This is a genomic window from Salinibacterium sp. SWN1162, from assembly GCF_015864675.1.
Taxonomy (GTDB): Bacteria; Actinomycetota; Actinomycetes; order Actinomycetales; family Microbacteriaceae; genus Rhodoglobus.
This window is the reverse complement of record NZ_JADYWT010000003.1, coordinates 115597-139047: the sequence shown is the minus strand read 5'-3', so window position 1 is coordinate 139047 and position 23451 is coordinate 115597. Positions and strand designations below refer to the sequence as shown.

Annotated in this window: 18 protein-coding genes; 10 read left to right on the top strand and 8 right to left on the bottom strand. The window is 62.9% G+C overall.

The features are described 5' to 3' along the window. Positions 1–5 precede the first annotated feature (5 nt). Positions 6–1019, bottom strand: coding sequence for an endonuclease/exonuclease/phosphatase family protein (locus I6E58_RS12045; protein WP_197134007.1), 1014 nt, complete (start codon positions 1017–1019; stop codon positions 6–8). Positions 1020–1052: 33 nt separating this feature from the next. Between I6E58_RS12045 and I6E58_RS12040 the strand changes: the two genes are divergently transcribed. From I6E58_RS12040 to I6E58_RS12030, 3 genes are all read left to right on the top strand, one after another. Beyond that, positions 1053–1937, top strand: a complete 885-nt coding sequence (locus I6E58_RS12040; protein WP_129073336.1) for a PHP domain-containing protein — start codon at positions 1053–1055, stop codon at positions 1935–1937. Continuing rightward, positions 1934–3106, top strand: coding sequence for a MalY/PatB family protein (locus tag I6E58_RS12035; protein ID WP_197134004.1), 1173 nt, complete (start codon positions 1934–1936; stop codon positions 3104–3106). The genes I6E58_RS12040 and I6E58_RS12035 overlap by 4 nt, the downstream gene beginning before the upstream one ends. Before the next feature lie 89 nt (positions 3107–3195). Next, on the top strand, positions 3196–4149 hold the full coding sequence (locus tag I6E58_RS12030; protein ID WP_197134001.1) for an L-lactate dehydrogenase: 954 nt from the start codon (positions 3196–3198) through the stop codon (positions 4147–4149). Positions 4150–4269: 120 nt separating this feature from the next. Here I6E58_RS12030 and I6E58_RS12025 read toward each other — a convergent pair whose 3' ends face one another. Next, complete coding sequence (locus I6E58_RS12025; protein ID WP_197133998.1) at positions 4270–5772, bottom strand: DEAD/DEAH box helicase; 1503 nt, start codon at positions 5770–5772, stop codon at positions 4270–4272. A 177-nt stretch (positions 5773–5949) separates the two neighbouring features. Between I6E58_RS12025 and I6E58_RS12020 the strand changes: the two genes are divergently transcribed. Continuing rightward, a complete protein-coding gene (locus tag I6E58_RS12020) occupies positions 5950–6666 on the top strand; it encodes a ferritin-like fold-containing protein (RefSeq protein ID WP_129073340.1) in 717 nt (238 codons plus the stop codon). A 73-nt stretch (positions 6667–6739) separates the two neighbouring features. On the opposite strand, the gene I6E58_RS12015 is transcribed toward I6E58_RS12020, so the two are convergent. Then, positions 6740–7033, bottom strand: a complete 294-nt coding sequence (locus tag I6E58_RS12015) for a hypothetical protein (RefSeq protein ID WP_197133995.1) — start codon at positions 7031–7033, stop codon at positions 6740–6742. Positions 7034–7035: 2 nt separating this feature from the next. Then, positions 7036–7260 carry a DUF3107 domain-containing protein gene (locus I6E58_RS12010; protein ID WP_129073342.1) on the bottom strand — a complete coding sequence of 75 codons (225 nt, stop codon included), beginning with the start codon at positions 7258–7260 and terminating at the stop codon, positions 7036–7038. Between the two features lie 74 nt (positions 7261–7334). Here I6E58_RS12010 and I6E58_RS12005 point away from each other — a divergent pair, with 74 nt between their 5' ends. Both I6E58_RS12005 and I6E58_RS12000 read left to right on the top strand, forming a co-directional pair. Then, on the top strand, positions 7335–10436 hold the full coding sequence (locus tag I6E58_RS12005) for an ATP-dependent DNA helicase (protein ID WP_197133992.1): 3102 nt from the start codon (positions 7335–7337) through the stop codon (positions 10434–10436). Continuing rightward, positions 10433–13684 (top strand): ATP-dependent DNA helicase, encoded by a 3252-nt coding sequence (locus tag I6E58_RS12000; protein WP_197133989.1) that lies wholly within the window; start codon positions 10433–10435, stop codon positions 13682–13684. The genes I6E58_RS12005 and I6E58_RS12000 overlap by 4 nt, the downstream gene beginning before the upstream one ends. Before the next feature lie 54 nt (positions 13685–13738). Here the strand turns inward: I6E58_RS12000 and I6E58_RS11995 are convergent, their stop codons facing one another. Then, positions 13739–14593 carry a LysR substrate-binding domain-containing protein gene (locus I6E58_RS11995; RefSeq protein ID WP_197133986.1) on the bottom strand — a complete coding sequence of 285 codons (855 nt, stop codon included), beginning with the start codon at positions 14591–14593 and terminating at the stop codon, positions 13739–13741. Between the two features lie 87 nt (positions 14594–14680). Between I6E58_RS11995 and I6E58_RS11990 the strand changes: the two genes are divergently transcribed. Next, positions 14681–16150 (top strand): MFS transporter, encoded by a 1470-nt coding sequence (locus I6E58_RS11990; RefSeq protein WP_231595674.1) that lies wholly within the window; start codon positions 14681–14683, stop codon positions 16148–16150. 95 nt (positions 16151–16245) lie between these two features. Here the strand turns inward: I6E58_RS11990 and I6E58_RS11985 are convergent, their stop codons facing one another. Next, positions 16246–17247: a phosphotransferase gene (locus tag I6E58_RS11985; protein WP_197133984.1), complete on the bottom strand. Its 1002-nt coding sequence runs from the start codon at positions 17245–17247 to the stop codon at positions 16246–16248. 67 nt (positions 17248–17314) lie between these two features. Here I6E58_RS11985 and nudC point away from each other — a divergent pair, with 67 nt between their 5' ends. Next, entirely contained in the window at positions 17315–18241 is a 927-nt protein-coding gene (gene nudC / locus I6E58_RS11980; RefSeq protein WP_129073348.1) for an NAD(+) diphosphatase, read from the top strand. Then, entirely contained in the window at positions 18238–19932 is a 1695-nt protein-coding gene (locus I6E58_RS11975; protein ID WP_129073349.1) for an ATP-dependent helicase, read from the top strand. Before nudC ends, I6E58_RS11975 begins: the two co-directional genes overlap by 4 nt. Here the strand turns inward: I6E58_RS11975 and I6E58_RS11970 are convergent. Together I6E58_RS11970 and I6E58_RS11965 are read right to left on the bottom strand one after the other, a co-directional pair. Beyond that, positions 19850–20740 (bottom strand): hypothetical protein, encoded by an 891-nt coding sequence (locus I6E58_RS11970; RefSeq protein ID WP_197133981.1) that lies wholly within the window; start codon positions 20738–20740, stop codon positions 19850–19852. The two genes, I6E58_RS11975 and I6E58_RS11970, sit on opposite strands and share 83 nt — an antisense overlap. Before the next feature lie 113 nt (positions 20741–20853). Beyond that, positions 20854–22197 carry a zinc-dependent metalloprotease gene (locus I6E58_RS11965; protein WP_129073351.1) on the bottom strand — a complete coding sequence of 448 codons (1344 nt, stop codon included), beginning with the start codon at positions 22195–22197 and terminating at the stop codon, positions 20854–20856. Positions 22198–22306: 109 nt separating this feature from the next. Between I6E58_RS11965 and I6E58_RS11960 the strand changes: the two genes are divergently transcribed. Beyond that, positions 22307–23419, top strand: coding sequence for a S16 family serine protease (locus I6E58_RS11960; protein ID WP_197133977.1), 1113 nt, complete (start codon positions 22307–22309; stop codon positions 23417–23419). The last annotated feature ends 32 nt before the right edge of the window (positions 23420–23451 follow it).

Below are 23451 nucleotides of genomic sequence, written 5' to 3'. Positions count from 1 at the left end.
GGCGCTTACTGAACGGGGGAGAGCGTCGCGAGCACCGGGCGGTGGTCGCTGCCGAAGCCATCGTGAGATTCAATGACGCGCATCCCCGTCGCCGTCCACTCGCTCGTGCTCATGACGTGATCAATCGGGGCGCCCAGAATCGCTGGCAGCTGAGTCGGCCACGTGCCGAGTGCGGCGTTGTCGGTGACCGAGGCGGCATCCGCGCAACTGCCGAGAGCATATTCAGCACCATCGGCGAGAGACGCGTAGTGATCGAGGGTCGAGTTGAAGTCTCCGGCGAGGATCGTGTTGCTGCCGCGGCATTGCTCGGCAAGCCAGTCGAGGTCGGTGCGCCAGTTTGCCATCTCGCCCTGCACGGGAGCGACGGCGTGCACGGCAACGATCGTGGGCATCGACGGGTCTTGGGGAATCGCCACGACACTCGGCAGCGTCGACGTGGTGCGCGTCTGCACATCAACGTCGTACTCGCCGAGATCGACGCTGATGAGCACAGTGGTGGAGCGCGACTTGGAGATCTGGTCGTACGCCAGAGTGTGCACCCACATGCGTTGACCTTCATCGGCCATGCGCTGTGCGACCTCAAAGCCCAATTCGCGCGTTGTCTCCGGCAACGTGATGATGTCTGCCTCGTTTTCTAGCGCAAGATCAGCAATAGCCTCGGCGCCCGGCGCATCGCCGAGCGTGTTCCACGACAACACCGTGATATCGCCATCGGCTTTCGTCTCGAAACCGGGGCTACCAAAACCGCGCGTCGACAACACCACGAGAGAGAGCGCGCTGAACGCGAGACCGATCACTGCGAGGGATGCCGCGAAGCGGCGCATCCGAGGCGACAAGAGTGCGATGAGGGTGAGCGCGAGTACCGCCACGAAGGCCCCCGCAGCGCTCAACCCGCGCAGCGACACCACCTGGGCGACGCCGACCGTCTGTTCGAGATCGAACAGCTGTGGCCACGCCGCGACAATAAGGGCGGCTGCGGTGGCGAGTATAAAGATCGCCGCGAGAAAGCGTTGAATCATAGCGACCTGAGCCTAGAGCAATAGGCTTGCATAATGCTCAACACCCCGATCGACCTGCACACTCACAGTGCCGTGTCAGATGGCACCGAAACTCCCACCCAACTCGTGCGCTCTGCCGCCCGAGCGGGGCTTGGAACGGTAGCGCTCACCGACCACGACTCCACCGCTGGTTGGCAGGAGGCGATTTCTGCGGCATCCGCCTCGGGAATCAATGTCATTCCAGGCATGGAGTTGAGCACCAACTTTGGCCCGGCGAGCGTGCACGTGCTCGCGTACCTCTTCGACCCGCTCGACCGCACGATTGTGACCGAGACGGCGCGCATCCGCGACGGTCGTCTGCGGCGGGCTGAGCGCATCGTCGAGAAGATCGCCCTTGACTACGACCTGACCTGGGATGACGTGCTCGCCGAATCGTCGGATGGCACGACGCTCGGTCGGCCGCACATCGCTGACGCGCTCGTGCGCAAGGGACACGTCGCTAATCGCAGTGCCGCGTTTGAGAGCATCCTGCACTGGCAGGGCGGCTACTACGAGAAGTACTACGCGCCGAGCCCGCTCGAAGGTGTGAAGATGATCGTCGCTGCCGGGGGAGTGCCCGTGCTCGCGCATCCGGCCGCCCACGGAAAATATCGGTCGATGGATGACGCGGTGATCCGTGAACTCGTTGACCACGGTCTGTTCGGGCTCGAGGTTTACCACCGCGACAACACCGAAGAGGGCAAAGCGTGGCTGTTGACGGTCGTCAAGAAGTTCGGGCTCGAAATCACCGGCTCGAGCGACTATCACGGCGAGGGCAAGCCCAACCGGCTTGCCGAAAACACCACGGCACCCGAAGTGCTCGAGAAGATCATTGCGCGTGCCACAGGATCACAACCGTTTATTGCAGGCGCTAACCCCGCCCCGGAGGAGAACTCATGACCACCAACGCCGAACAGTGGAACGCTTTGACCCCTGAACTGCTCCGCAGCCGGGGAAGTAACAAGTGGACCGCACCCGAAGGTGACCTGCTGTGCGCGGGTGTTGCCGAGATGGATTACGGCACCGCTCCGGCCGTGCTCGAAGAGTGGGCGGCCGTCGCCGAGCGTTTCGGCTTCGGCTACCCCGACGAGTCGGTCGGGCTCGAAATGAACGCGGCGACGGCACAGTGGCACCGTGAGCAGTATGGCTGGCAGCTGGATGCCGCCGACGTGCACCCCCTTCCCGACGTTCTCAAGGGCCTCGAGCTGGCCATCACGAAGTTCAGTAAGCCCGGCGCTGCGGTCGTCGTGCCGACTCCCGCCTACATGCCGTTCTTAGCTGTGCCGAAGGACTTTGGGCGCGAGGTCATCGAGTCGCCCATGCTGCGCGGCGACGATGGCAGCTTCGCCCTCGACCTCGACGACATCGCCCGTCACTTTGCCGCCGGCGCCAACCTGCTGATTCTCGCTAACCCCGGAAACCCCACGGGCAAGGTGTATTCCCGTGACGAGCTCGTAGCGCTCGCCGAGGTTGCTGACGCGCACGGTGCGCGCATTTTTAGCGACGAGATTCACTCGCCCCTCGCCCTCTTCGGTAACAAGCACGTGCCTCTCGCGAGTGTGTCGGATGCCGGTGCGCGTGCTGCGATCACGGCCACCAGCACGTCAAAGGCTTTCAACCTGCCCGGGATGAAATGTGCGCAGATAATCCTCAGTAACGACGCCGACCGCGCACAATGGGAGTCGCTGAGCTGGCTTGCCACGCACGGCGCCAGCACACCCGGCATGAAGCTCAACACGGCCGCCTACCTTCGCGGTGAGCCGTGGCTACTCGAAGTGCGCGAGTACATCGAGGGCAACATCGAATACGCGCGCACAGCGCTCGCCGAGTTGCTGCCGGAGGCCCGGATGGCTCCCATGCAGGGCACCTACTTGGCGTGGCTCGACTTGCGCGCGTACTCGGACGAGCCGGAACTCTCTGAGATGTTGGCGGAGAAGGCAGGCATCCGGGTCAATGGCGGTGTCGGTTACGGCGCTGTCGGCGCTGGTCACATCCGGGTAAACCTGGCTACCTCGCGGCCCATTCTTGAGCGAATCATTGCGCAGCTCGCTGCGGCGCTGAAGGCCTAACCACCGCTCAGCAGTTGTCTCGCGTTACGTTCTTTTGAATTCTGAGCGCGACCGCGCCCACCGTGGGACAGTCGTGGCACACTAAGCGCATGAGCGTTGTCGAGAACTCCAAACTGACCATCGTAGGCGCCGGCAGTGTCGGCGCCAGTGCCGCCTACGCCGCCCTGATCCGTGGCTCTGCCCGCCAGATCGCCCTGTACGACATTGCGACCAAGAAGGTGGATGCCGAGGTGCTCGACCTCGCCCACGGCACGCAGTTCACGGGCTCGAGCCAGATCATCGGTGGCAGCGACATCTCGGTTGCGGAGGGGTCGCACGTCGTGGTGATCACGGCGGGTGCCAAGCAGAACCCGGGCCAAACACGGCTTGAACTTGCCGATGTGAATGCTCGGATGCTCGGCTCGATGATTCCGCAGTTGATGGAAGTCGCTCCGAACGCCATCTACGTCATCGTCACTAACCCGTGTGATGTGCTCACGGCGCTCGCGCAGGAGCAGTCCGGGCTGCCGCCCGAGCGCCTCTTCGCCTCAGGCACCGTGCTCGACACTTCGCGACTGCGCTGGAAGCTCGCCGAGCGCGCCGGGGTCTCGCCCTCAAGCGTTCACGCCTCGATCATCGGTGAGCACGGCGACTCCGAGTTTCCGCTGTGGTCGCGCGCGACCATCGGCGGCGTGCCGCTGCTCGAATGGCACCGCGATGGGCATCCGCGTATGACAGAGACCGAGCTCGATGAGATCGCCATCAGCGTGCGCGACGCCGCCTACAAGGTGATCGAAGGCAAGGGCGCGACGAACTACGCGATCGGTCTCTCGACCGCCCACATCGTCGAAGCGATCCTCGGGGATAAGCACTCGATCATGCCTGTGGCGCCGGTACTCACTGACTTTCACGGTATCAGCGGTGTCGCCCTCTCAGTGCCGTGCATCGTCAGCGCGTCCGGCGCGACTCCCATCAAGGAGACCACCTTCAGCGAGAAAGAGCTCGAGCTGCTGACCCGGTCAGCGACCGCCCTTCGCGCGGCCGCAGAATCGTTGCGCCCCTAACTCAGAGGCGGACGCTTCGTCTGCCGTGCCGGGTCACACCAGCGCTTCTCCGGCAGTTCCGCCCGCGTTAACGACGAAAGCCCCGCACAGTGTGCGGGGCTTTCGTGTGAAGTGTGCTGCTTAGGCGGTGGGAGGCGTGCTCGGCGCACCCTCGTTGCCGCCACGACGACGACGAGTGCGCTTGCGGCGAGCGGGTGCTCCGCCGTCATGCGTTCCGCCGCCTTCGGGGCGGGTGCTGTCATCAGTAGCGCGGGCGTTGGCGACCGATCCTCCGTCGCTCGAGCGTGAGCCGGAACCGGATGCGGAATCCGATCCGGCGGAACGGGTGCGGTTGCGAGGCGGACGCGACGAGTCGGTCGAGCGCTGCGATCCACGACCGCCACCTGATCCCGATCCCGACGCTGACCCGGAGCCACCGGTGCGCACAGCCGGAGCGTGCGATCCGGGAAGGCGGCCCTTGGTGCCTTCAGGAATGTCCAGGTCGGTAAAGAGGTGCGGGCTCGATGAGTACGTCTCGGTCGGCTCCGGGATGCCCATCTCGAGCGCCTTGTTGATATGCGTCCACTTGAGCATGTCTGCCCAGTCCACGAACGTGACAGCAACACCGGTCTTGCCGGCGCGGCCAGTACGGCCGGCACGGTGCAGGTAGGTGTCGTGGTCATCCGGGATGGTGTGGTTGATCACGTGGGTAACGTCGTTGACGTCAATTCCGCGAGCCGCAACATCCGTCGCAATCAGAATGTCTTTCTTGCCCGCCTTGAACGCGGCCATGGCGCGCTCACGCTGCTCCTGGTTGAGGTCACCGTGCACGGCAGCGGCGTTGAAGCCACGGTCGTTCAGCTCTTCAACAAGCTTGGCAGCAGCACGCTTGGTGCGCGTGAAGATGACGGTCTTGCCGCGCCCTTCGGCCTGCAGGATGCGCGCAATGACCTCGTCTTTGTCGAGGTTGTGAGCGCGGTAAACGATGTGCTTGATGTTCTTCTGCGTCAGACCCTCGTCGGGGTCGGTGGCGCGGATGTGGATCGGCTTGTTCATGAAGCGACGAGCGAGAGCCACGATCGGGCCGGGCATCGTTGCCGAGAACAGCATGGTGTGACGAGTGGGAGGAGTCTGAGCAAACAGCTTCTCGATGTCGGCAAGGAAGCCGAGGTCGAGCATCTTGTCAGCCTCATCCAGAACCATCACCTTGATGTCCTTGAGCGAGAGCATGCGCTGGCTAGCGAGGTCGAGCAAACGACCAGGCGTACCGACGATAACTTGAGCGCCGGCCTTGATCTGTTCGACCTGACCTTCGTAAGCCTTGCCGCCGTAAATGGCGGCAACCTTGGTGGAGCGATTGGATGCCGCGAGCACGAGGTCTTCAGCGACCTGAACACACAGCTCGCGAGTCGGCACAACGATGAGTGCCTTCACGCCGGGTTCGGGATCTTTGCCGAGCGACTGCAGTACGGGGAGCCCGAAGCCGAGCGTCTTACCGGTACCTGTCTTCGCCTGACCGATGATGTCCTGGCCCGCGAGGCCCATAGGAATGGTTTGAGTTTGGATCGGGAACGGTTCGATGATGCCCTTGGTAGCAAGTGCATCGACCATGTCCTGATCGATATTGAGTTCTGAAAAAGTCACGTATGAAGCCCGTCTAGGTGCGAGGCGCCCTTTTTGACCTGGGGCGCTGGAGACCCCCTCCTGAGTCGGGGGGATGCCCGCAGTTTAGCGGGTTGCGCTGGGGTGAGGCCGTGAATTGAGGCGGCGAGGCGCGTTGTAGCAGAGACGTAGGGCATCGAGACGCTCTAAGCTGGCTGCGTGGTTAAGTGGTTTTCGCGCAAACCAGGTCGCATCGAAGTGCCTCGCCTTCGATCACGAGCTGATGCTTCCGCGACCGAAAAAGTGGCCCTAGCGGAGTTCGCTCCCGACATCCTCGCGTTCCTCGGGCGTGCAGCGTATGTGCAACTCATGATCTTCGAAAACCTCTCGCGAGTGATTTCGACGGCGCCAACGACGGCAGCCAAGACAGCAATCGGCAAAGCGGCCGAGTTGTCGATGGCAAAGCATCGCAAGCTGGTCGACGAGATCACCAAAGCTGGCGGTTCGCCCGCCGAAGTGATGGACACCTTCACCAATGAGGTCGACCAGTTCGACCGCATCGCTCGAGGTGCCGACTGGTACGAGTCATTGATCTCGGCCTATTTGAGCGCCGGATTCTTTGACGACTTCTATGCGCGCTTGGCTGCGGGGCTGCCCACAGAATCGCACACGCGACTCGTCGCAATCTTTCGCGCAGAATCGGGCGAGAAGGTGCTGGCGGAATTCTTGCAGGCGGCAATTGACGAGAATCCTCGCCTAGATTCGCGACTGGCGATGTGGGGCCGTCGCCTCATGGGTGACATGATGCTGCTGGCTCGTTCGGCACTGGTCTTTCCCGACCACACGCGCAACACCGAAGCCCAGGTTGAACCCGTGTTCACCGAGCTCGTCGCTTCGCACACCCGCCGAATGGATGCGCTCGGCCTCACCGCTTAGCAGCGATCGTCTCGCTGCTAAGGCTCTAGGTGTCCAGCTATCTAGCTGCCTAGCTGTCTAGTTGCCGTGCTGCCTAGTTTCCGTGCGACAGTGTTTCGAAAGCACGCACATCGGCGGCTTCGCGGTGACGCGGAAGCATGACAGCCGTGACCAGCGCTGCAGCGATGCCGGCGAGAAGGCTCGCAACCCAGATCCAGCCACCGTCGAAAGTCAGTCCGACCCAGACGAGAGCGACCCAGACGGTCGCTGTGACCGCGGCGCCAATGGCGGGCAGCAGTGCCGCGCCGTACATGCCGCGCGAGGGCAGCAGGTAACGAATGATGGTCGCGAGTGATGCCCCGATGACGGTGACGAACAGCAGTTCCACTGTTAGGCCACGAATCCGATGCGGCGCGACTCTTCTTCTCCGAGTTCAACGTAGGAGACCGATGCGGTGGGAACGATGTAGAGCTTTCCCTTGGCGTCGCGCAGGCTCACGTACTTGGCATCCGAGTTCAATGCCTCGGCAATGATGGTTTCAACCTCGCTCGACGACTGTGCCGACTCGAAGTTGATCTCACGGGGGCTGTTGTTGATACCGATGCTTATGTCCACGAAGACAGATTACGACACAACGCGGGGCGATGAATGTCCCGTTCACTGTCAGCGCATCCCGATACCGTTGATTCATGGTCACCTTGCCCCCTGAGCCAGCGGATGTCGCGGCTTCCGCTCCGCCGAATCTCGACGATTCTCAGCGCGCTGTCGTCGACCTCGCTGACGGTAGGAGTGCGGTGGTCGTCGGCGCGGCAGGTTCCGGCAAAACTGCGACTCTCGTAGAACTCGTTGCCGAACGCGTGCATGCTCGCCAATGGTCGCCGGAGCAGATCGTGGTGCTCTCGGCCACTCGGCAAAGTGCAACGGCACTGCGGGATCGTCTGGCCGCGCGCATCGATGCGCCCACGCTCGGGCCGATGGCGCGCACGGCTAATTCCTTGGCGTTCGAAGTCATTCGTGAAGCGGCGGCGGTGGCCGGAGACGGCGCACCCACGCTCTTGACCGGTGCCGAGCAAGACCAGATTATTTCTGACCTTCTCGCCGGTGAAATTGCCGACGGCACGGGGGCGCCCTGGCCGGCGCACCTCGATCCCGAGGTTCGCCGCCTGCGGGGCTTTCGCACCGAGTTGCGAGATCTGATGATGCGCTGTGTCGAGTTTGGGGTGACTCCCGAAGACCTCGCGGCGCTGGGCAAACGCACTGATCGGCCGGAATGGGTGGCGGCATCCGCCTTCATTTCGGTTTACGACGCCGTGAAAGCCAGCTACCGTGACCGGCATTTCGACGCGAGTGAGCTGCTGGCCGAGGCCGCCGCACTGATCGAGGGCGGTCACTACGCCGCGATCGATCGACTGCGGCTGGTAGTGGTAGACGACGCTCACGAGCTCACCGAAGCCACGATTTCGCTCGTACGGGCGCTTGCTTCTCGCGGCATCACCATCATCGGTTTCGGCGACCCCGACCTCACCACGGGCTCGTTTAGAGGCGCTCAGCCTGCCGTGCTCTCGCAGTGGGCCGTGCGGCTCGGGCTTGAAAATTGCGAATCACTATTCTTGTCGTCGGTTCATCGCCACTCTGCCGAGTTGCGCCACACCGTTACGGCGCTGACTCAGCGCATCGGTGTGGCCGGGCTCATCGAGCAGCGCAAGTCGCCGGCGGTCGCTACCGGGCCGTCGAGCATCCATAGTTTTCAGCTCTCGACCCCCGCTGAAGAGGTCGCGTTCATCGCTCGGCACTTGCGCGAAAAGCACGTGCTGGAGTCGGTGCCGTGGTCGCGCATGGCGGTCATCGTGCGCACGGGATCGTTGATTCCCTCGCTCGCACGTCAGTTGCGCACGCTCGAAGTTGTCACGAGTGTGTCGAGTGCGCGCAGCGCGGTGCGCGACGAGTTCAGCGTGAACGGACTCATCGTGCTGCTCGAGTTGGCGCTGGCGCGTCGTCCGCTGGATGCCGCGGCGGCCGTCGAATTGCTGTGCAGTTCAGTCGGCGGTTTCGATGCCGTCTCGCTGCGCCGCCTCAAAGCGGCCCTACGTCACGAGGCATTGGGCGCTGAGATTTATGACTCGGCCGACGAACTGATTGCTCAGGCAATGGCAGCCCCCGCGGGGTTTATCACGATCGACAATCGCGTTGCTCGGCACGCTGCTGCGGTCGCTAAAAACCTGCGCGAGACGGCCGCGGCCGGTGCCGCGGGTGACACTATCGAAGAGCTTCTCTGGGGTGCGTGGCAGCGCAGCGGGCTGGCAGACCGGTGGTTCGACCAAGCCCTCGGTGCGGGCGTCGTGGCCGAAGAAGCCAACCGCCACCTCGACGCCGTCGTTGCTCTTTTCTCCTCGGCTAAGCGTTTCGTGGAGCGTCGCCCGGATGCTCCCGCGAATGTCTTTCTCAACGAATGGCTCTCGGCCGATGTCGCCGAAGACACGCTCGCCGCCCGCTCGATCATGGATTCGGTCACCGTCGGAACGCCGGCATCCGTCATCGGCCAAGAGTTCGATGTCGTAGTTGTCGCCGGATTGCAAGAGAACGTGTGGCCCAACCTCCGCGTGCGTGGCTCTCTGCTCGGCGCGCCCGACCTGCCGCGGGTGCTCGCGGGAGAACAGCTTGCCGTGGCCGACCGTCGCCGCGAAGTGCTGCACGACGAACTGCGCATGTTTGCTCAAGCGGTGTCGCGCGCGACAAGTGAAGTGATCGTGACGGCGGTGGCCGGTGACGACAACATGCCGTCACCCTTCTTGACTCTGATCCCCGAACCCGACGAGCCCGTGCGCTCACGACCGCCACTGAGTTTGCGCGGCCTGGTGGGAGTGTTGCGCCGCGAATTGACGACCGGTACGAATCCGGATGCTGCGGCGTCGTCCCTAGCGCGGCTCGCCGCCCAAGGCGTCCCCGGAGCCGATCCGCGCTCGTGGTACGGCTTGCGAGCCCCGAGCACGACCGAACCTCTGGTCGACCTCACCGAACCGGATGCCGAAGTGCGCGTCTCGCCCTCGCGCATGGAGTCCTTCGAGACCTGCCCGTTGCACTGGGCCATCGACCAGCTGGGCGGATCAACGTCAAACACGGCCTCGAACCTCGGCACGCTCATCCACGATGTTGCGGAAACAGCAACCGATCTCAGCGCCGACGCGCTCTTCGCAGCCGTTGAAGAACGGTGGAGCGAGATGACGTTTGAAGCCAGCTGGCAGTCGGAGGCCGAAAAGCGGCGCGCTAAGAAACTCACGCAGCACCTCGCCACCTACCTGCGCGATTTCACCGCCAACGGGGGAGAGCTCGTGAGCAACGAAATGGGCTTCACGCTGCCACTTGAGCAGGCCCTACTCAGCGGAAAGATTGACCGCGTCGAGGTGTACGGCGGCACCACCGTCGTGATTGTTGACCTCAAGACAGGCAAGAACGAGCCAGCGACCGATAAGGCAGTGGCCGATCATCCGCAGCTCGCGGCCTACCAGCTCGCGTTCGCGTCGGGGGCGATCGAGGGAGTGCCTGAAGGGCTCGAGAACGGCGGTGCCAAGCTTGTCGTGCTTTCGCCCTCGGCCAAGACTCGCGATTACGTCGACCCCAAACAGCAACCGATGAGTGACAAGGAGCTCGAACTGTTCCGACAGCGCGTGATCGACGATGCCCGTGGAATGGCCGGCAGCGTCTTCGTGGCCCGGGTGAGCAGTCACTGCACCGACCCGTGGAGCTTCGGCAATTGCCGCATCCACGTCGTGCCGGCGGTGAGTGCCCGATGATCTCCTCCGTAGACCTCGCGGGGCTCCTGGGCATCCATGCGCCCACGCCGCAGCAGCAAGTCGTCATCGAAGCGCCTCTGTCGCCCGCCCTCGTGGTGGCGGGCGCCGGCAGCGGCAAGACCGACACGATGGCCAGCCGGGTGGTGTGGCTCGTCGCCAATGACTTTGTGAGCCCCGACCAGATCCTGGGTCTCACCTTCACGCGCAAGGCAGCGGGATCGCTGAGCAAGCGCGTGAGCGAGCGCATCGCGATTCTGCGCGACGTGCAGAACCGGCATCCGGAACACTTCGAAGCAACCCCCGAGACCGCGTCGATCGAATTCGATCAGCCGACGATCTCCACGTACAACTCGTTTGCGAGTGCGCTCTTCACCGAGAACGCACTGCTCATCGGGCGTGAACCGGAGTCGACACTGCTCAACGACCCCTCCTCGTGGCAGCTTGCCCGCAAGCTCGTCGTCGCGAGTACGGATGACCGGCTCGTCGGCCTCGAGAAGTCGATCAATGCGCTCACCGAGGCTGTTCTCGACCTCAGCCATGCGCTCAGCGACAACGTCGCGAATGCGGATGACGTGGCCGCCTACGCGCAGCGCTTCACCCAAATCTCTGAGCTTCCGTATGCCGATACCGCGCGCAAGAAGACACCGTACGCCTCGGTGACCGAAGCCGTGGCCGAGATCGGATCCCTCGCGCCTCTGCTCGATCTGGCCGTGCAGTACGCGCAACAGAAGCGAGCGCAGGGCCTCCTCGAATTCAGCGACCAAGTCGCGCTCGCGCTCGAAGTCGCTCAGCGCTCGCAGGATGTCGTCGACCACTACCAAGACCGCTACCGCGTCGTGCTGCTCGACGAGTATCAAGACACGAGCGTCGTGCAAACCCGGCTGCTTGCCCGCCTCTTCGGAAACCACTCCGTGATGGCGGTCGGCGACCCGCACCAGTCGATTTATGGCTGGCGTGGAGCGAGCGCCGCCAACCTCGCGCGCTTCAGCCGCGACTTCACCGAGAACGCGGATGCGCAGTACTTTGCACTCTCCACGAGCTGGCGCAATGCGACCACAGTGCTCGATGCGGCCAACGTCATCGTCGAGCCGCTCAGCGCGCGCTCGCCTGTTCGGGTGGAATCGCTCGGGGCCCGACCGAATGCGCCTGCTGGTGCCGTCGATGCGCACTACTTCGAGCACATCGACGAAGAAGCACAGGGCGTCGCTGCCTGGTTTGCGAGCGCTCTCGCCCCGCAAGCGTGGAATCACTACAACCCTGATCCCGACGCGGTGGCGCCGGAGCCGCCCACCGCCGCGATCCTCTTCCGCCGTCGCAGCGACATGGATCGCTTCGCCACGGCACTCGGCGCCCACGACGTTCCGTACCACGTGCTGGGAATTGGCGGCCTGCTGTCGACGCCCGAAATCGTCGATCTGGTCAGTGCGCTGACGGTCATCCATGACCCCAGCGCGGGTTCCGAACTGATCCGCTTGCTCTCGGGCGCGCGCTGGTCGATTGGTACGCGTGACCTGCAAGCTCTCGCCGATTTGTCACGCTGGCTGCTGAGTCGTTCCGTTTCGCACACCGAGCTGAGTGACGAAGTGAAACAGCGGATGCGGGAATCAGTCGCGGTCGACGATTCGGCATCCATTGTTGACGCTCTCGACTTCGTGGGCGAAGCCCCAGCCTCGCACTCGCAGCTCGAAAAATTCAGCGCCGAGGGGCTGTCGCGCCTTAAAGACGCCGCCAAGCAATTGGCCTTCTTCCGCTCGCGGGCCGGCCTCGAGCTCGGTGACCTCGTGCGACTGCTCGAACAAGAACTGCTGCTCGACATTGAGGTTGTCGCGAGCCGGCCCCACGCTCAGGGCATGGCTAACCTGTACGCCTTCCACGACGAGCTTGCAGGCTTCCTGGCGAGTGACGATCAAGCCAACCTCGCCAGCTTTTTGTCCTGGCTGCGCCGTGCTGCTCAGCAAGACATGATGGGGCCGCGTAGCGACGACGCCGAAGCCGGCACGGTGCAACTGCTCACGATCCACGCTTCTAAAGGTTTGGAGTGGGATCTCGTAGCTGTGCCGCGCCTCGTTGACGGTGAAGTGCCCGCGACTTCGCGAGAGGGCAAGGGGTGGGTCTCGTTCGGCAAACTGCCGTTCGCCTTCCGCGGCGACGCTGCGGAGCTCCCTGAACTCGAGTGGGAAAACGCTCAATACCAGTCGCAGTTCGACGGCTCCCTCAAAGAGTTCAAAGCAGCCCTGGCCGACCGCCACCAAGCGGAAGAACGGCGTCTCGGCTATGTCGCGATCACTCGTGCCCGCGACAACCTGCTGCTGACCGGATCGTTCTGGTCGAGCCGGAGTAAACCGCAAGCCCCGAGCACCTTCTTGCAAGAGCTTGAGGAGCGCGAATTGATCGGTGAGCTGCCAACCGATCCTGTGAACGACGAAAACCCGACCCTCAACGATGTTGTCGATCCGCTCTGGCCCTTCGACCCGCTCGGCAATCGTCGAGCAACTGTCGAGGCGGCTGCACAGCTGGTCACGACCGCCGACCCCGGCGCTGATGGCCTCTGGGCGCACGAGATCGACCTCCTGCTCGCCGAACGCGCCCGTGCCGCGAGCGAAGCTCGCCGCACCCCGTTGCCGCAGCGCATCCCGGCATCGCGCTTCAAGGACTACATCGCTGATCCCGAAGCCGTGGCGCTCTCGCTGCGGCGCCCCATGCCCGAGAAGCCTTACCGAGCAACGCGACTGGGAACCCAGTTTCACGAGTGGGTCGAATCGCGGTTCGGCTCTTCGGCCTCTACCGAAACCCTCGATGCGTTCTCGCTCGAACTCGACGGAACCGACGACGACAGTGCAGCGGATGCCGAAAAGTTGGCCGAGTTGCAAGCCACGTTCGAACGTTCGGCGTGGGCCACGCGGCAGCCGATCGACGTCGAAATCGAGATTCACGTTCCCTTCGGCGACCGCGTTGTCATCTGCAAGATCGACGCGGTGTACGCCAACGGCGACCGCTACGAAGTCGTTGATTGGAAGACCGGCCGGGCCCCGCGCGATGAGGCTGACCTTGAAGCCAAGCAACTGCAGCTCGCGCTATACCGCCTCGCCTACGCGCAGTGGAAGGGCATTGCTCCCGACATGATCGATGCCGCGTTCTACTTTGTGGCCGACGACACCGTTATTCGCCCGAAGCACATCTCCAGCGAGAGCGAGCTGCGGCAGGCGTGGGCGGGTTCCGTCGGCACGGCGCCGAGTTTCGGAGGCTAGACCCGCTGCTGCACCCGACTCGACCCGGTGCTGAACCCAGCTCTAGATCACGCGCTACACCCGGCGCTGAACCGGCCGGCTCAGGATCGCCGTGCTGAGCGCCTCGACGGGTTCGCGGGCGGCCATCGGGTTGTCGAGCAGCACGAAGTCCACGTCGCCCAGTTCGGGCAGTTCGAACGATGCCGGCACCTGGGCAAGGTCGGCAGGGATGAGCGATTGCGGAAACACGGCAATGCCGATTCCCGCGCGCACCGCGGCAAGCGCCCCGTTCACTTCTTTCACGTTGCAGGTGATGCGCCAGGTGCGCCCATCCGCTTCCAGCGCTCGCATAGCGTAGGCGCGGCCCAAACTGGGCGCCTGATATGCGATGAGGGGCACGGGGGAGCCTGCGTCGAGCGTCATGCTCTTGTGGCCCAACCACACCATCCGGTCGCGGCGTACGAGTCGCCCGCCTTCGGCTCCGGCATCCTGCTTCACGAAGATCAGGTCGAGCTGGCCAGCCTGCAAACGGCGTACGAGATTGCCGCTCTGGCTCACCGTCAGTTCGAGGTTGATATGCGGATACAGCTGACGAAAGTCGCGCAGGATGCGCGGCAACTGAGTGAGAGCAAGGTCATCGGCCGAACCAAAACGGAGCCGGCCGCGCATAGCCGAACCGGTGAAGTATTTCACGGCTTGATCTTCCGCCGCGAGGATGGCGCGGGCGAAGCCAAGCATCGCCTCGCCGTTGTCGGTAAGGGAGACAGCACGAGTGTCACGCATCACCAGAATGCGCCCGGCCGCGGTTTCGAGCTTGCGAATGTGCTGACTGATCGTCGGCTGGCTGAGCTCTAGGGCGCGGGCGGCATCCGTAAAGCTGCGGTTCTCGGCGACGGCAACGAACGATTTGAGAAGTACGGGGTCGAACACTTTGCTCCATTACGAAACGTAATTGAATTTATAGGCTCGATTATGCCGCGGAATGAGCGCGGAGACAATACGGTTGAACGCGTGAGTATGCCATCCGAGACGTCCCCCGCGACAGTTCCCATTTCGGCGGTCATGCAGCGCCCACTGTGGCGCGACACTTTTAGCTCGCTGCGGTTGCACAATTACCGCCTCTACGTGATCGCGCAGTTCATCGCGTACACCGCGGCCTGGGTGCAACGCATCGCCGTCGACTGGCTCGTTCTTGAACTCACCGGCAACGTCGCCCTCGTGGGGCTCACGATTGCCATCCAGTTCACGCCCACGATCGTGCTCGGCGCCTACGCGGGAGTCATCGCCGACCGGTTCAACAAACGCATCACGCTCATGGTCGCCCAGTCGATCATCGGGCTGCTCAGTCTCTCTCTCGCGATCATCACCATTATGGGAGCAGCGGAACTCTGGCTGGTGTACATTCTGGTGTTCCTGATGGGGGTCGTGCAGGTGTTCGATAACCCCGCCCGAGCCGTTTTCGTCAACGAACTTGTCGGCCCTCGTCATCTGCGTAACGCCATCAGCCTGAACGCCTCAATTTTTCACGCGGGCGCCTTTCTCGGCCCAGCCCTCAGCGGTATTCTTATCGTCGCTGCGGGCTCGGGGTGGGCAATTGGGATCAACTCCATTGCTGTGGTTATCGGCGTGATAACCCTCGCGTCGATGCGTAAAAACGAGATCCTCGTTGCTCCCCGTGCCGTGGGCGCGAAGGGACAGATTCGCGAAGCACTGCGCTACATCAAGGCAAAGCCGACCCTGTTTTGGACGATGGTCATGGGCTTTGTCATCGCGGTCTTTGGAATGCCAATGCCGACACTTCTCGCGGCCATGGCCAACACGGTGTACGACACCGGTGCCAGCGGTTACGGTCTTTACAACTCGCTCGCCGCGATCGGCGCTCTCCTCGGGGCGCTTGCCTCAGCGCGCCGCTCTAGCCTGCGGTTGCGCACGATCATTTTCGGAGCCGTTCTCTACGGCCTCATGATGATGCTGGCCGGAATCGTTCCCGTCTACGGTCTCTTTTTAGCCGTTCTCATCGGTGTCGGGCTCAGCCGCTTGCTGCTCATGACGGCCGCGGAGACGATGGTTCAACTGTCGTCGAATCTCGTCATTCGTGGTCGCGTCGTTGCTTTCTGGGTGATCGTAATCCTGGGTGGCCAAGCGATCGGCGGCCCCCTCATGGGAACCATCGCGGAACTCTGGGGAGCCAAGCTGGCCTTCGTTATCGCCGGGGGTGTTCCCGCCACCGTTGCGATCGCCATCGCGATTTTGCTCGCTCGCTCGGGCCGGTTGACCGTAAAGGTTGCACCGCGGCGTAACGGTCGCTGGGTCGCGATTGTGCCGCATCACCAATTACGCACGATCACGGAACCGATCACGATCGTGGATGCTGACGCCATTCAGGCCGGAATCGATCCGCATCCCGCACCGAAGCGCAACAAGCTGCGTTCGCTGCGGTCATCGCTGCTGCGCCAATCGGCGTCGAGACGGCGTTCTGACCGGTAGTGAAATGCTGCGATGACCGGTGACGATGAGCGACGGCCGCAGAGAGTCCCGCAATTCAGCCGTAGTAGCGAGCCGACACGGGTGCCGCGAGGGCGTTAGACCGCGCGGTTATCCTTACGCAGCATGGCTTCGACTTCTTCGACCGCCATTGTGGGCGCGGTGTCGGCGCTGATGGGATTCATGATGTCGTCACGAATGTCATCGAGAAGTGTCGTGAGCATTTCGCCGGCATCATCAACGATCTCGGTGCTGCGTACTTCGGTGCCGTGCAGCAGCCATTTCGCTACCGAAAGCTCAGCATAGAAGTTGGCGCGCTGCTTCAGCTGGCGGTCACCAGCCCCCCGAGCATCCGCGTAGGCACCAAAAGCGGTATCGATGATCGCCTCATTGCGGGGCCCGAGCAGCCACTGCAGGTCGGTGGCGGGATCCCCGACCTTGATGTCTTGCCACCCCAGCACGCCGGTGACGGCGTTATTTGCACTCAGAAACGAGTCCGAGACGAGAGAGCCGTTAATGACGGTGGGCTGAAACTGCCACAGCTTGGAGTCTTCGGCCGCTTCGCGCCACCGTTCCAGCAGAGCCGCGGGGACGAGCTTGGTGGCGGCGGCACGGTCGATGATCGAGATGCACGCGCGGAGTGCCTCGCTGGCGGTCTGCACGGGGAGGCCGGCATCCGCTACAAAGCTCGTGGGGAGGGCGTGAATGGCAGCGATGGCGGCTCCGATTGACGCCGAGAGCGACTTGGGGCCCGTGGTGTACGAGCGCATAGGAACTTTGTTGCCGTAGACGAATTCATAGACGATGCCGCGGGTTTGACCGACAGGAACCTGCCCGGCGTAACTCGTTACATCGAAGGGAAGGCGCGTACGCACTCCAGCGCTCAGCGCGCGCAACGCCACGAGATCAGCGGACTGCGCATTTTCGGCGGCGGCGTTGCGGGGAACGCGAATAATCCAGTGCTTACCGGCGCGGTCGGTGATGAGCGCCGAGTCGAAGTCGTTGCCGTTACCGGTGCCGAACGGGGCGGCTGCGGCTACTTCGAGTCCCTCGACAGCGGAGGTCGCCAGCGCGGCTAGAGTGAGATGTGATCTGGCCATAACACTCAGGGTAGGTCGCTCTGGCGTGCATTTGCCGTACGCCACGCACTTGGGACGGGGTCGATACATGTCACAATCCTTTCTTTCGCGGCTGCCACTGTCGCGATATGAGATTGATCGTGACCACTTAGCTCGAGAAGATCCACGTCTTCTTGATCGTTTGTGGCGTGACTCGGCGACGCGCGTGCTGCCCATTTTCGATGGGTCGGCGCTGCTGGCGGCCGATGGTTCTTTAGCCTTGCTCCACCCGGATGCGATCGAGCGCGGCCACACGAGTGTTTACCTGGGGCGGTCGACGTCTGACACAAGCCCCGAGCCCGTTGGCACTCCCATCGTGACCGTTGAGCTCGAGGATGCCGGTCACTTTGCCGAGGCGAACTGGGGCAACCTGCGCAGTATTGCAACGCAACTGAGCGACCGGGATGCCGGGCTCTTCACCGAGGCGCTGGCTATCTTGAACTGGCACTCCTCGCACTTGTTCTCGCCGCGCACGGGAGAACCGACTGTCGTGGAGAAGGCCGGCTGGGTTCGCCGCGATGTGGCTTCGAAACTCGAGATCTATCCCCGCACTGACCCCGCGATCATCGTCGGCGTGACAGACAACGACGACCGCCTCTTGCTCGGTTCGAACGCGTTGTGGGAGTCCAATCGCTACTCGCTGCTCGCCGGTTTTGTCGAACCAGGGGAGTCTCTGGAATCAGCGGTACAACGCGAGATCTTCGAAGAGTCAGGCGTACCGGTCGTTGATCCGGTCTATTTGGGTAGCCAGCCGTGGCCCTTTCCCGCGTCGCTCATGCTCGGTTTCACCGCGTCCGTCGCTCCGGGTTTCACGGGCCTCGGCACTCCAGACGGCACAGAAATTCTCGACCTGCGCTGGTTCAGTCGAGACGAACTTGCTAACTCTTTGAACGACATCCGTCTGCCAGGACACTCGTCGATCGCGCGCGCGATCATCGAGCACTGGTACGGCCAACCGATTGACGAACAACCGTGACGCTTGATGCCAATGCACTACTCGACGCTCTTGATGAAGGCCAGCGACAGGCCGCCGAAACACTCCTAGGGCCGGTCTGTCTGCTTGCTGGCGCCGGCACCGGAAAGACTCGCGCTATTACGCATCGCATTGCGTACGGTGTCGCGACCGGTGTGTACCCTCCCGGACGCGTCATGGCCCTGACTTTCACTAATCGTGCGGCTGGTGAGCTGCGCGGTCGACTGCGTGCCCTCGGCGCCGACGGTGTCGCGGCTCGCACGTTCCACGCCTCCGCGCTCTCGCAACTCAACGCGTTCTGGCCGCAGACCATCGGTGGCACTATGCCGCGACTGCTTGAGGGCAAAGCGCGCATGATCGCCCACGCCTCTGACTCACTCAAGCTGAAGCTCGACACTGCGACGCTGCGCGATGTTGCGGCCGAAATCGAGTGGCGAAAGACCTCGCGGATGTCGGTGGAGCAATACGGCAACGCTGGTCGCACGCCTCCCGCAGCGCTCACAATCGAGCGCATGGTCGAGCTGCAGACCGCGTATGAGGCGATCAAGGATGCCCGGCGCCAGATCGACTTCGAAGACGTGCTGTTGGCTGCCGCCGGAATGATCGAGGCCGAGCCGCGCATTGCGCAACAGGTTCGCGAACAGTACCGGTTCTTCGTCGTCGACGAATATCAGGACGTATCGCCGCTCCAGCATGAACTTCTGCGGCTGTGGGTCGGCGACCGTGACGATCTCTGCGTCGTCGGCGATGTGAGTCAAACCATCTATTCATTCGCCGGGGCGAGCCCGGAGTTCTTGCTGCGCTTCGCATCGCAGCACGACAACGCTGCGGTGCTGCGTCTCGAGCGCAACTACCGCTCCACGCCCGAAATCGTGCACACCGCCAACCGTCTGATGACAAATCAGAAGGGCGCGCTGACCCTGCAGGCGGCCACGACGGAACATTCGCCCACGCCGCAGGTCACCGGGTATGACGACGACAACGCCGAAGCGACCGCAATCGCCGCCACCATCTCCGCTCAGATCGCGGCGGGCACGAGCCCCGAAGAAATCGCCGTGCTGTACCGCATCAACGCTCAATCGCAGCCCATTGAGGCTGCGCTCTCGGCCGCGGGAGTTCCCTTCCTCGTTCGGGGAGCCACCCGCTTCTTTGATCAGCGCGAAGTCAAAGAGGCCATCATGCTGCTGCGCGGTGCTTCGATCAGCACCGCCACCGAACCTCTCTTCAAATCGGTCAGCGACATCCTGCGGTCGATTGGTTGGTCTCAGGATCCGCCCGAGACGGCCGGTGCGGTTCGCGAACGCTGGGAGTCGCTCAACGTGATCATGCGCTTGGCTGAAGACGCTGCCCCCGAGGTCACGTTGCGCGAATTCGTCGCTGACTTGGTTGACCGCCAGAGCAGCAACAACGAACCCCTGCGCTCGGCCGTGAACCTGGCCACACTGCACTCGGCTAAGGGTCTTGAGTGGGAGTGCGTGCACCTCATCGGGCTCAACGAGGGGCTATTGCCGATCAGCTACGCCCGCACCCCCGACGCAATCGACGAAGAACGACGCCTTCTGTACGTCGGGATCACTCGTGCTCGTCGATCGCTCGGGATGTCGTGGTCGGCTAGTGCACAAACAGGCCGGGGTGGGCGTCGTGCCCCCAGTCGGTTCCTCGACGATGTTCGCGATCGGACTCAGCGCTCGTAACGTTCGCTACTTGCTGGCAACCGCAATCCGGGTGGCGAAAACGCAAGCTCTCATCCCTTCGGCCCGTCGCGTAGTCGATCCGAACCGACGACGTGGCATCAGCGGGAGTCTGATCGAACACGGTGTACCCACCACGACCGAGGCGGTGCAGGGCCATGCGGCTCGCTTCGGCCGCTGCCTCTGCAACAAGCGTCGGAGTCTCGGCGAGCGAGGTGCGCCCCATGAGTTGAGTGGCGATGGCAGGCCAGGACGGGTCGGCATCGCGACGGTGCATGTCGATGCAGAGCAGGCAGCCGGTTATCCCCGGAGTCACCACAGGACCCACCTCGGCAGCAGAGTCGGAAATTAGTACCGGCAGGTGCGGGATGTCACGGCGCAGCCAGTGCGAGTGCACCGAGGGCGGGATGGCAAAGTGGCCAACCAAGATCGCGAGATCGGGATCGGGCTGGCTCAGATCGTGAGGTGTCGCAGCGACTTCGACGGTGACGCCGCTGGAGGAGAGGATCGCGGCGAGTGACTCAACGACAGCGCCTGAACCCAACACAGCCACCTGCGCACTGGGCGGCTGTGGGGGAGTTGCAACGAGTATTGCCGAAAGGGAATCGATGAGTTCGTTGCACTCGAGGGGGTGGGTGCTCGCCAACATCTCTAAGCCGCTGCGACTTATTCCGGCGACCAATGCGGAGAGAATTTTCTCCTGTGCTTCGGTCACGTTCGGCAGCACAACAGCGGGCGGGTCGATGCCAAATTGGGCGCTGGTGGGGGATCGCCACACAAGCGGTAGTCGGGGGTCTACGCGCAGGATCATGTGCCTATTGTGCACACCTGTCCGATTGGTCAGTGTGAAGATTCCACAGCACAAAAATGAACGGTCGCCAAAGAATGCCCGATCGGGGTCCGATTAGGCCGCCGATGGACGCGCTAAGAGTTGTCGCCCTCGTGCGGGCGGTCACCAGATTCGTCGTTCAGAAGATCGTTAATGGCCTGGTCGATGTCATCCGGAGTAGTGCCACCGTCGCGCAAGCGCGCAACCAGAGCCGCCGGATCGTCGATGTCAGCCGCCGTCGGCATGAGGTCGGGGTGGGACCACAGCGAATCGCGCTGTTCCGCGCCGAGCTCATCGGTAACGTGTTGCCACATTGCTGCAGCTTCGCGCAATCGACGCGGGCGAAGTTCGAGACCGACGAGGGTCGCGAACGCTGACTCGGCGGGGCCACCGGAGGCACGACGTCGTCGCACGGTTTCCGCGATTGCGCCACGTGCTGGCAGGCGAGAAGTGGCGGCAGCGGTGACGACATCGACCCAACCTTCGACGAGCGCCAAAACGGTCTCGAGACGCTCAAGAGCCTCCCGCTGTTCTTCGCTCTTCGGCGGGATGAGCGACCCATTGGTCATAGCGTCGCGCAGCTCTTCGGGATTGTTGGGGTCGAAGTCGCTGGCGAGCTCGGCAATGGCATCCGAATCAATGTGGATGTCGTGGGCGTAGGCCGTGACAGAAGTCATGAACTGAAGACGAAGCCATTTCGCGTGCCGGAATAGCCGAGCGTGGGCTAGCTCGCGCACCGCCAAGTAGAGGTGGATCTCGCTGTCGGGCAAGTCGAGACCGTTGCCGAAGGCAAAAACGCTCTGCGGAACAAGCACCGCCTGCTGCTCGTCGAAGAGGGGGATACCGATGTCGCCACCCGACACAACCTCGCTCGACAACTGGCCCACTACCTGACCGAGTTGCATGGCGAAGAGGGTACCGCCGATGTTGCGCATCACCTTGCTGGCGCCGTTGAGCATTTCGTTCATCTCTTCGGGAGCATTCTGTTTGAGAACGTCGGTGAGAGAATTCGCGATGGAGTTGGCTACCGGCTCAGCCAACTGGGTCCAGATGGGCATCGTGATCGTGACCCACTCGCTGCGACTCAGCAGTTTGGGCTCGACCGTCAGCTCGGAGATGTCGGTGACTTCATTCAGCCAGAGGGCGGCAACGTGCAGCGCTTGCTCAAGCTTGCTGCGCTCCGCGGGGAGCGAGACAACCGTGCTCTGAGAAGCGAGGTTCTTAGCCTGCTCAAGGGCGATATCCCAGTTGATGCCATCGCCCGACTTGCCGAGGGCATTCTGAAGCTGGCTGAGCAGCTGTTGGATCATTGCTGGATCGTTGGGCAAGCCTGCCGCACCGGCCAGCTTCGCGGGATCGATTTCACCATCGCCCGAGAGGAAGTCCCGCATCATGTCGCGGAACTCGTCTTCAGAATTGTTCTCAGCATTGTCAGCCATGGATTAACGCTAGCCGCTCGATGCCGTGCGCGGCTGAGTTTTGACCTAGGCTAGTGACTCTTACCGTGCGCCTGTGGCGAACACCGCTCCCCACCCCGTAAGGACCTAGGTGGCCCTGTTTACTGATAATCGACCCGAACCGTCACCACGTCGCGCCCGAAGCGGTTGGCTGGGATGGCTGATTCTGAGCATCGCACTCGTCGGAACGCTGCTTGCGACCCTGGTTCCCTCGCCGTACATCATCGAGCAACCAGGCCCGGTCTACGACACTTTGGGCGACGTAGAAATCGATGGCGCTCTCGTGCCGCTCATCCAGATTCCCGTCGAAACGACGTATCCCACCGAGGGCGCGCTCGACATGCTGACCGTCAATGTGCGCGGTAATCCCGACTCTCCCTTGAGCTGGTTCGAGGTCGGGGCCGCCTACTTCGACCGCAGCCGCGCGATCGTGCCTGTCGAATCGGTCTATCCCGTCGGCGTCACTGTTGAAGAATCGGCCGAGGCCGGTCGAGTTCAGATGGAGTCTTCGCAGCAGGAAGCCATCGCTGCAGCACTCTCCGACCTCGATTACGAGTTCGACGCTACTCTCACGGTCGCAGAAACTTCGGAGGGTGGACCTTCGGATGGCGTGCTCGCAGCCGGAGACATCATCCTCACGGTGAATGGCGAGGCCTTCGCCGATGTCGCTGGACTGCGCGACACCATCGCCGAAAACGGCACGACCACACCCGCGGTGGTTGTCTTTGAACGCGACGACGAAGAACTCACCGTCGAGATCACTCCCGAGATGAGCGAGGGCGACGACCCCATCGCCATCATCGGTGTCGTGGTCGGTAGCGAATACAACTTCCCGGTTGACGTGAAAATTCAATTGGAGAACGTTGGCGGCCCCAGCGCTGGCATGATGTTTGCCCTCGGGATCATCGACAAGCTCACTCCAGGCGCCATCAACGGCGGTAACGAGGTTGCAGGCACGGGAACGATCACCGCTACCGGCGATGTTGGCCCGATCGGTGGCATCCAGCAAAAAATGTACGGAGCGAGTGCGGCGGGAGCCGACTTCTTCTTGGCACCGGTTGAGAACTGCGATGAAGTCGTAGATAACACCCCCAAGGGCCTCACGGTGTATGCGATCGACAACCTCAACGACGCCATCGTTGCGTTGGCGAGCATCCGCGGTGGCCTTAGTGGCGCCGGACTGCCTTCCTGCAGCGACCAATAGAGCCCCGCTGAGGCAAGTCACGCTGAGAGCGA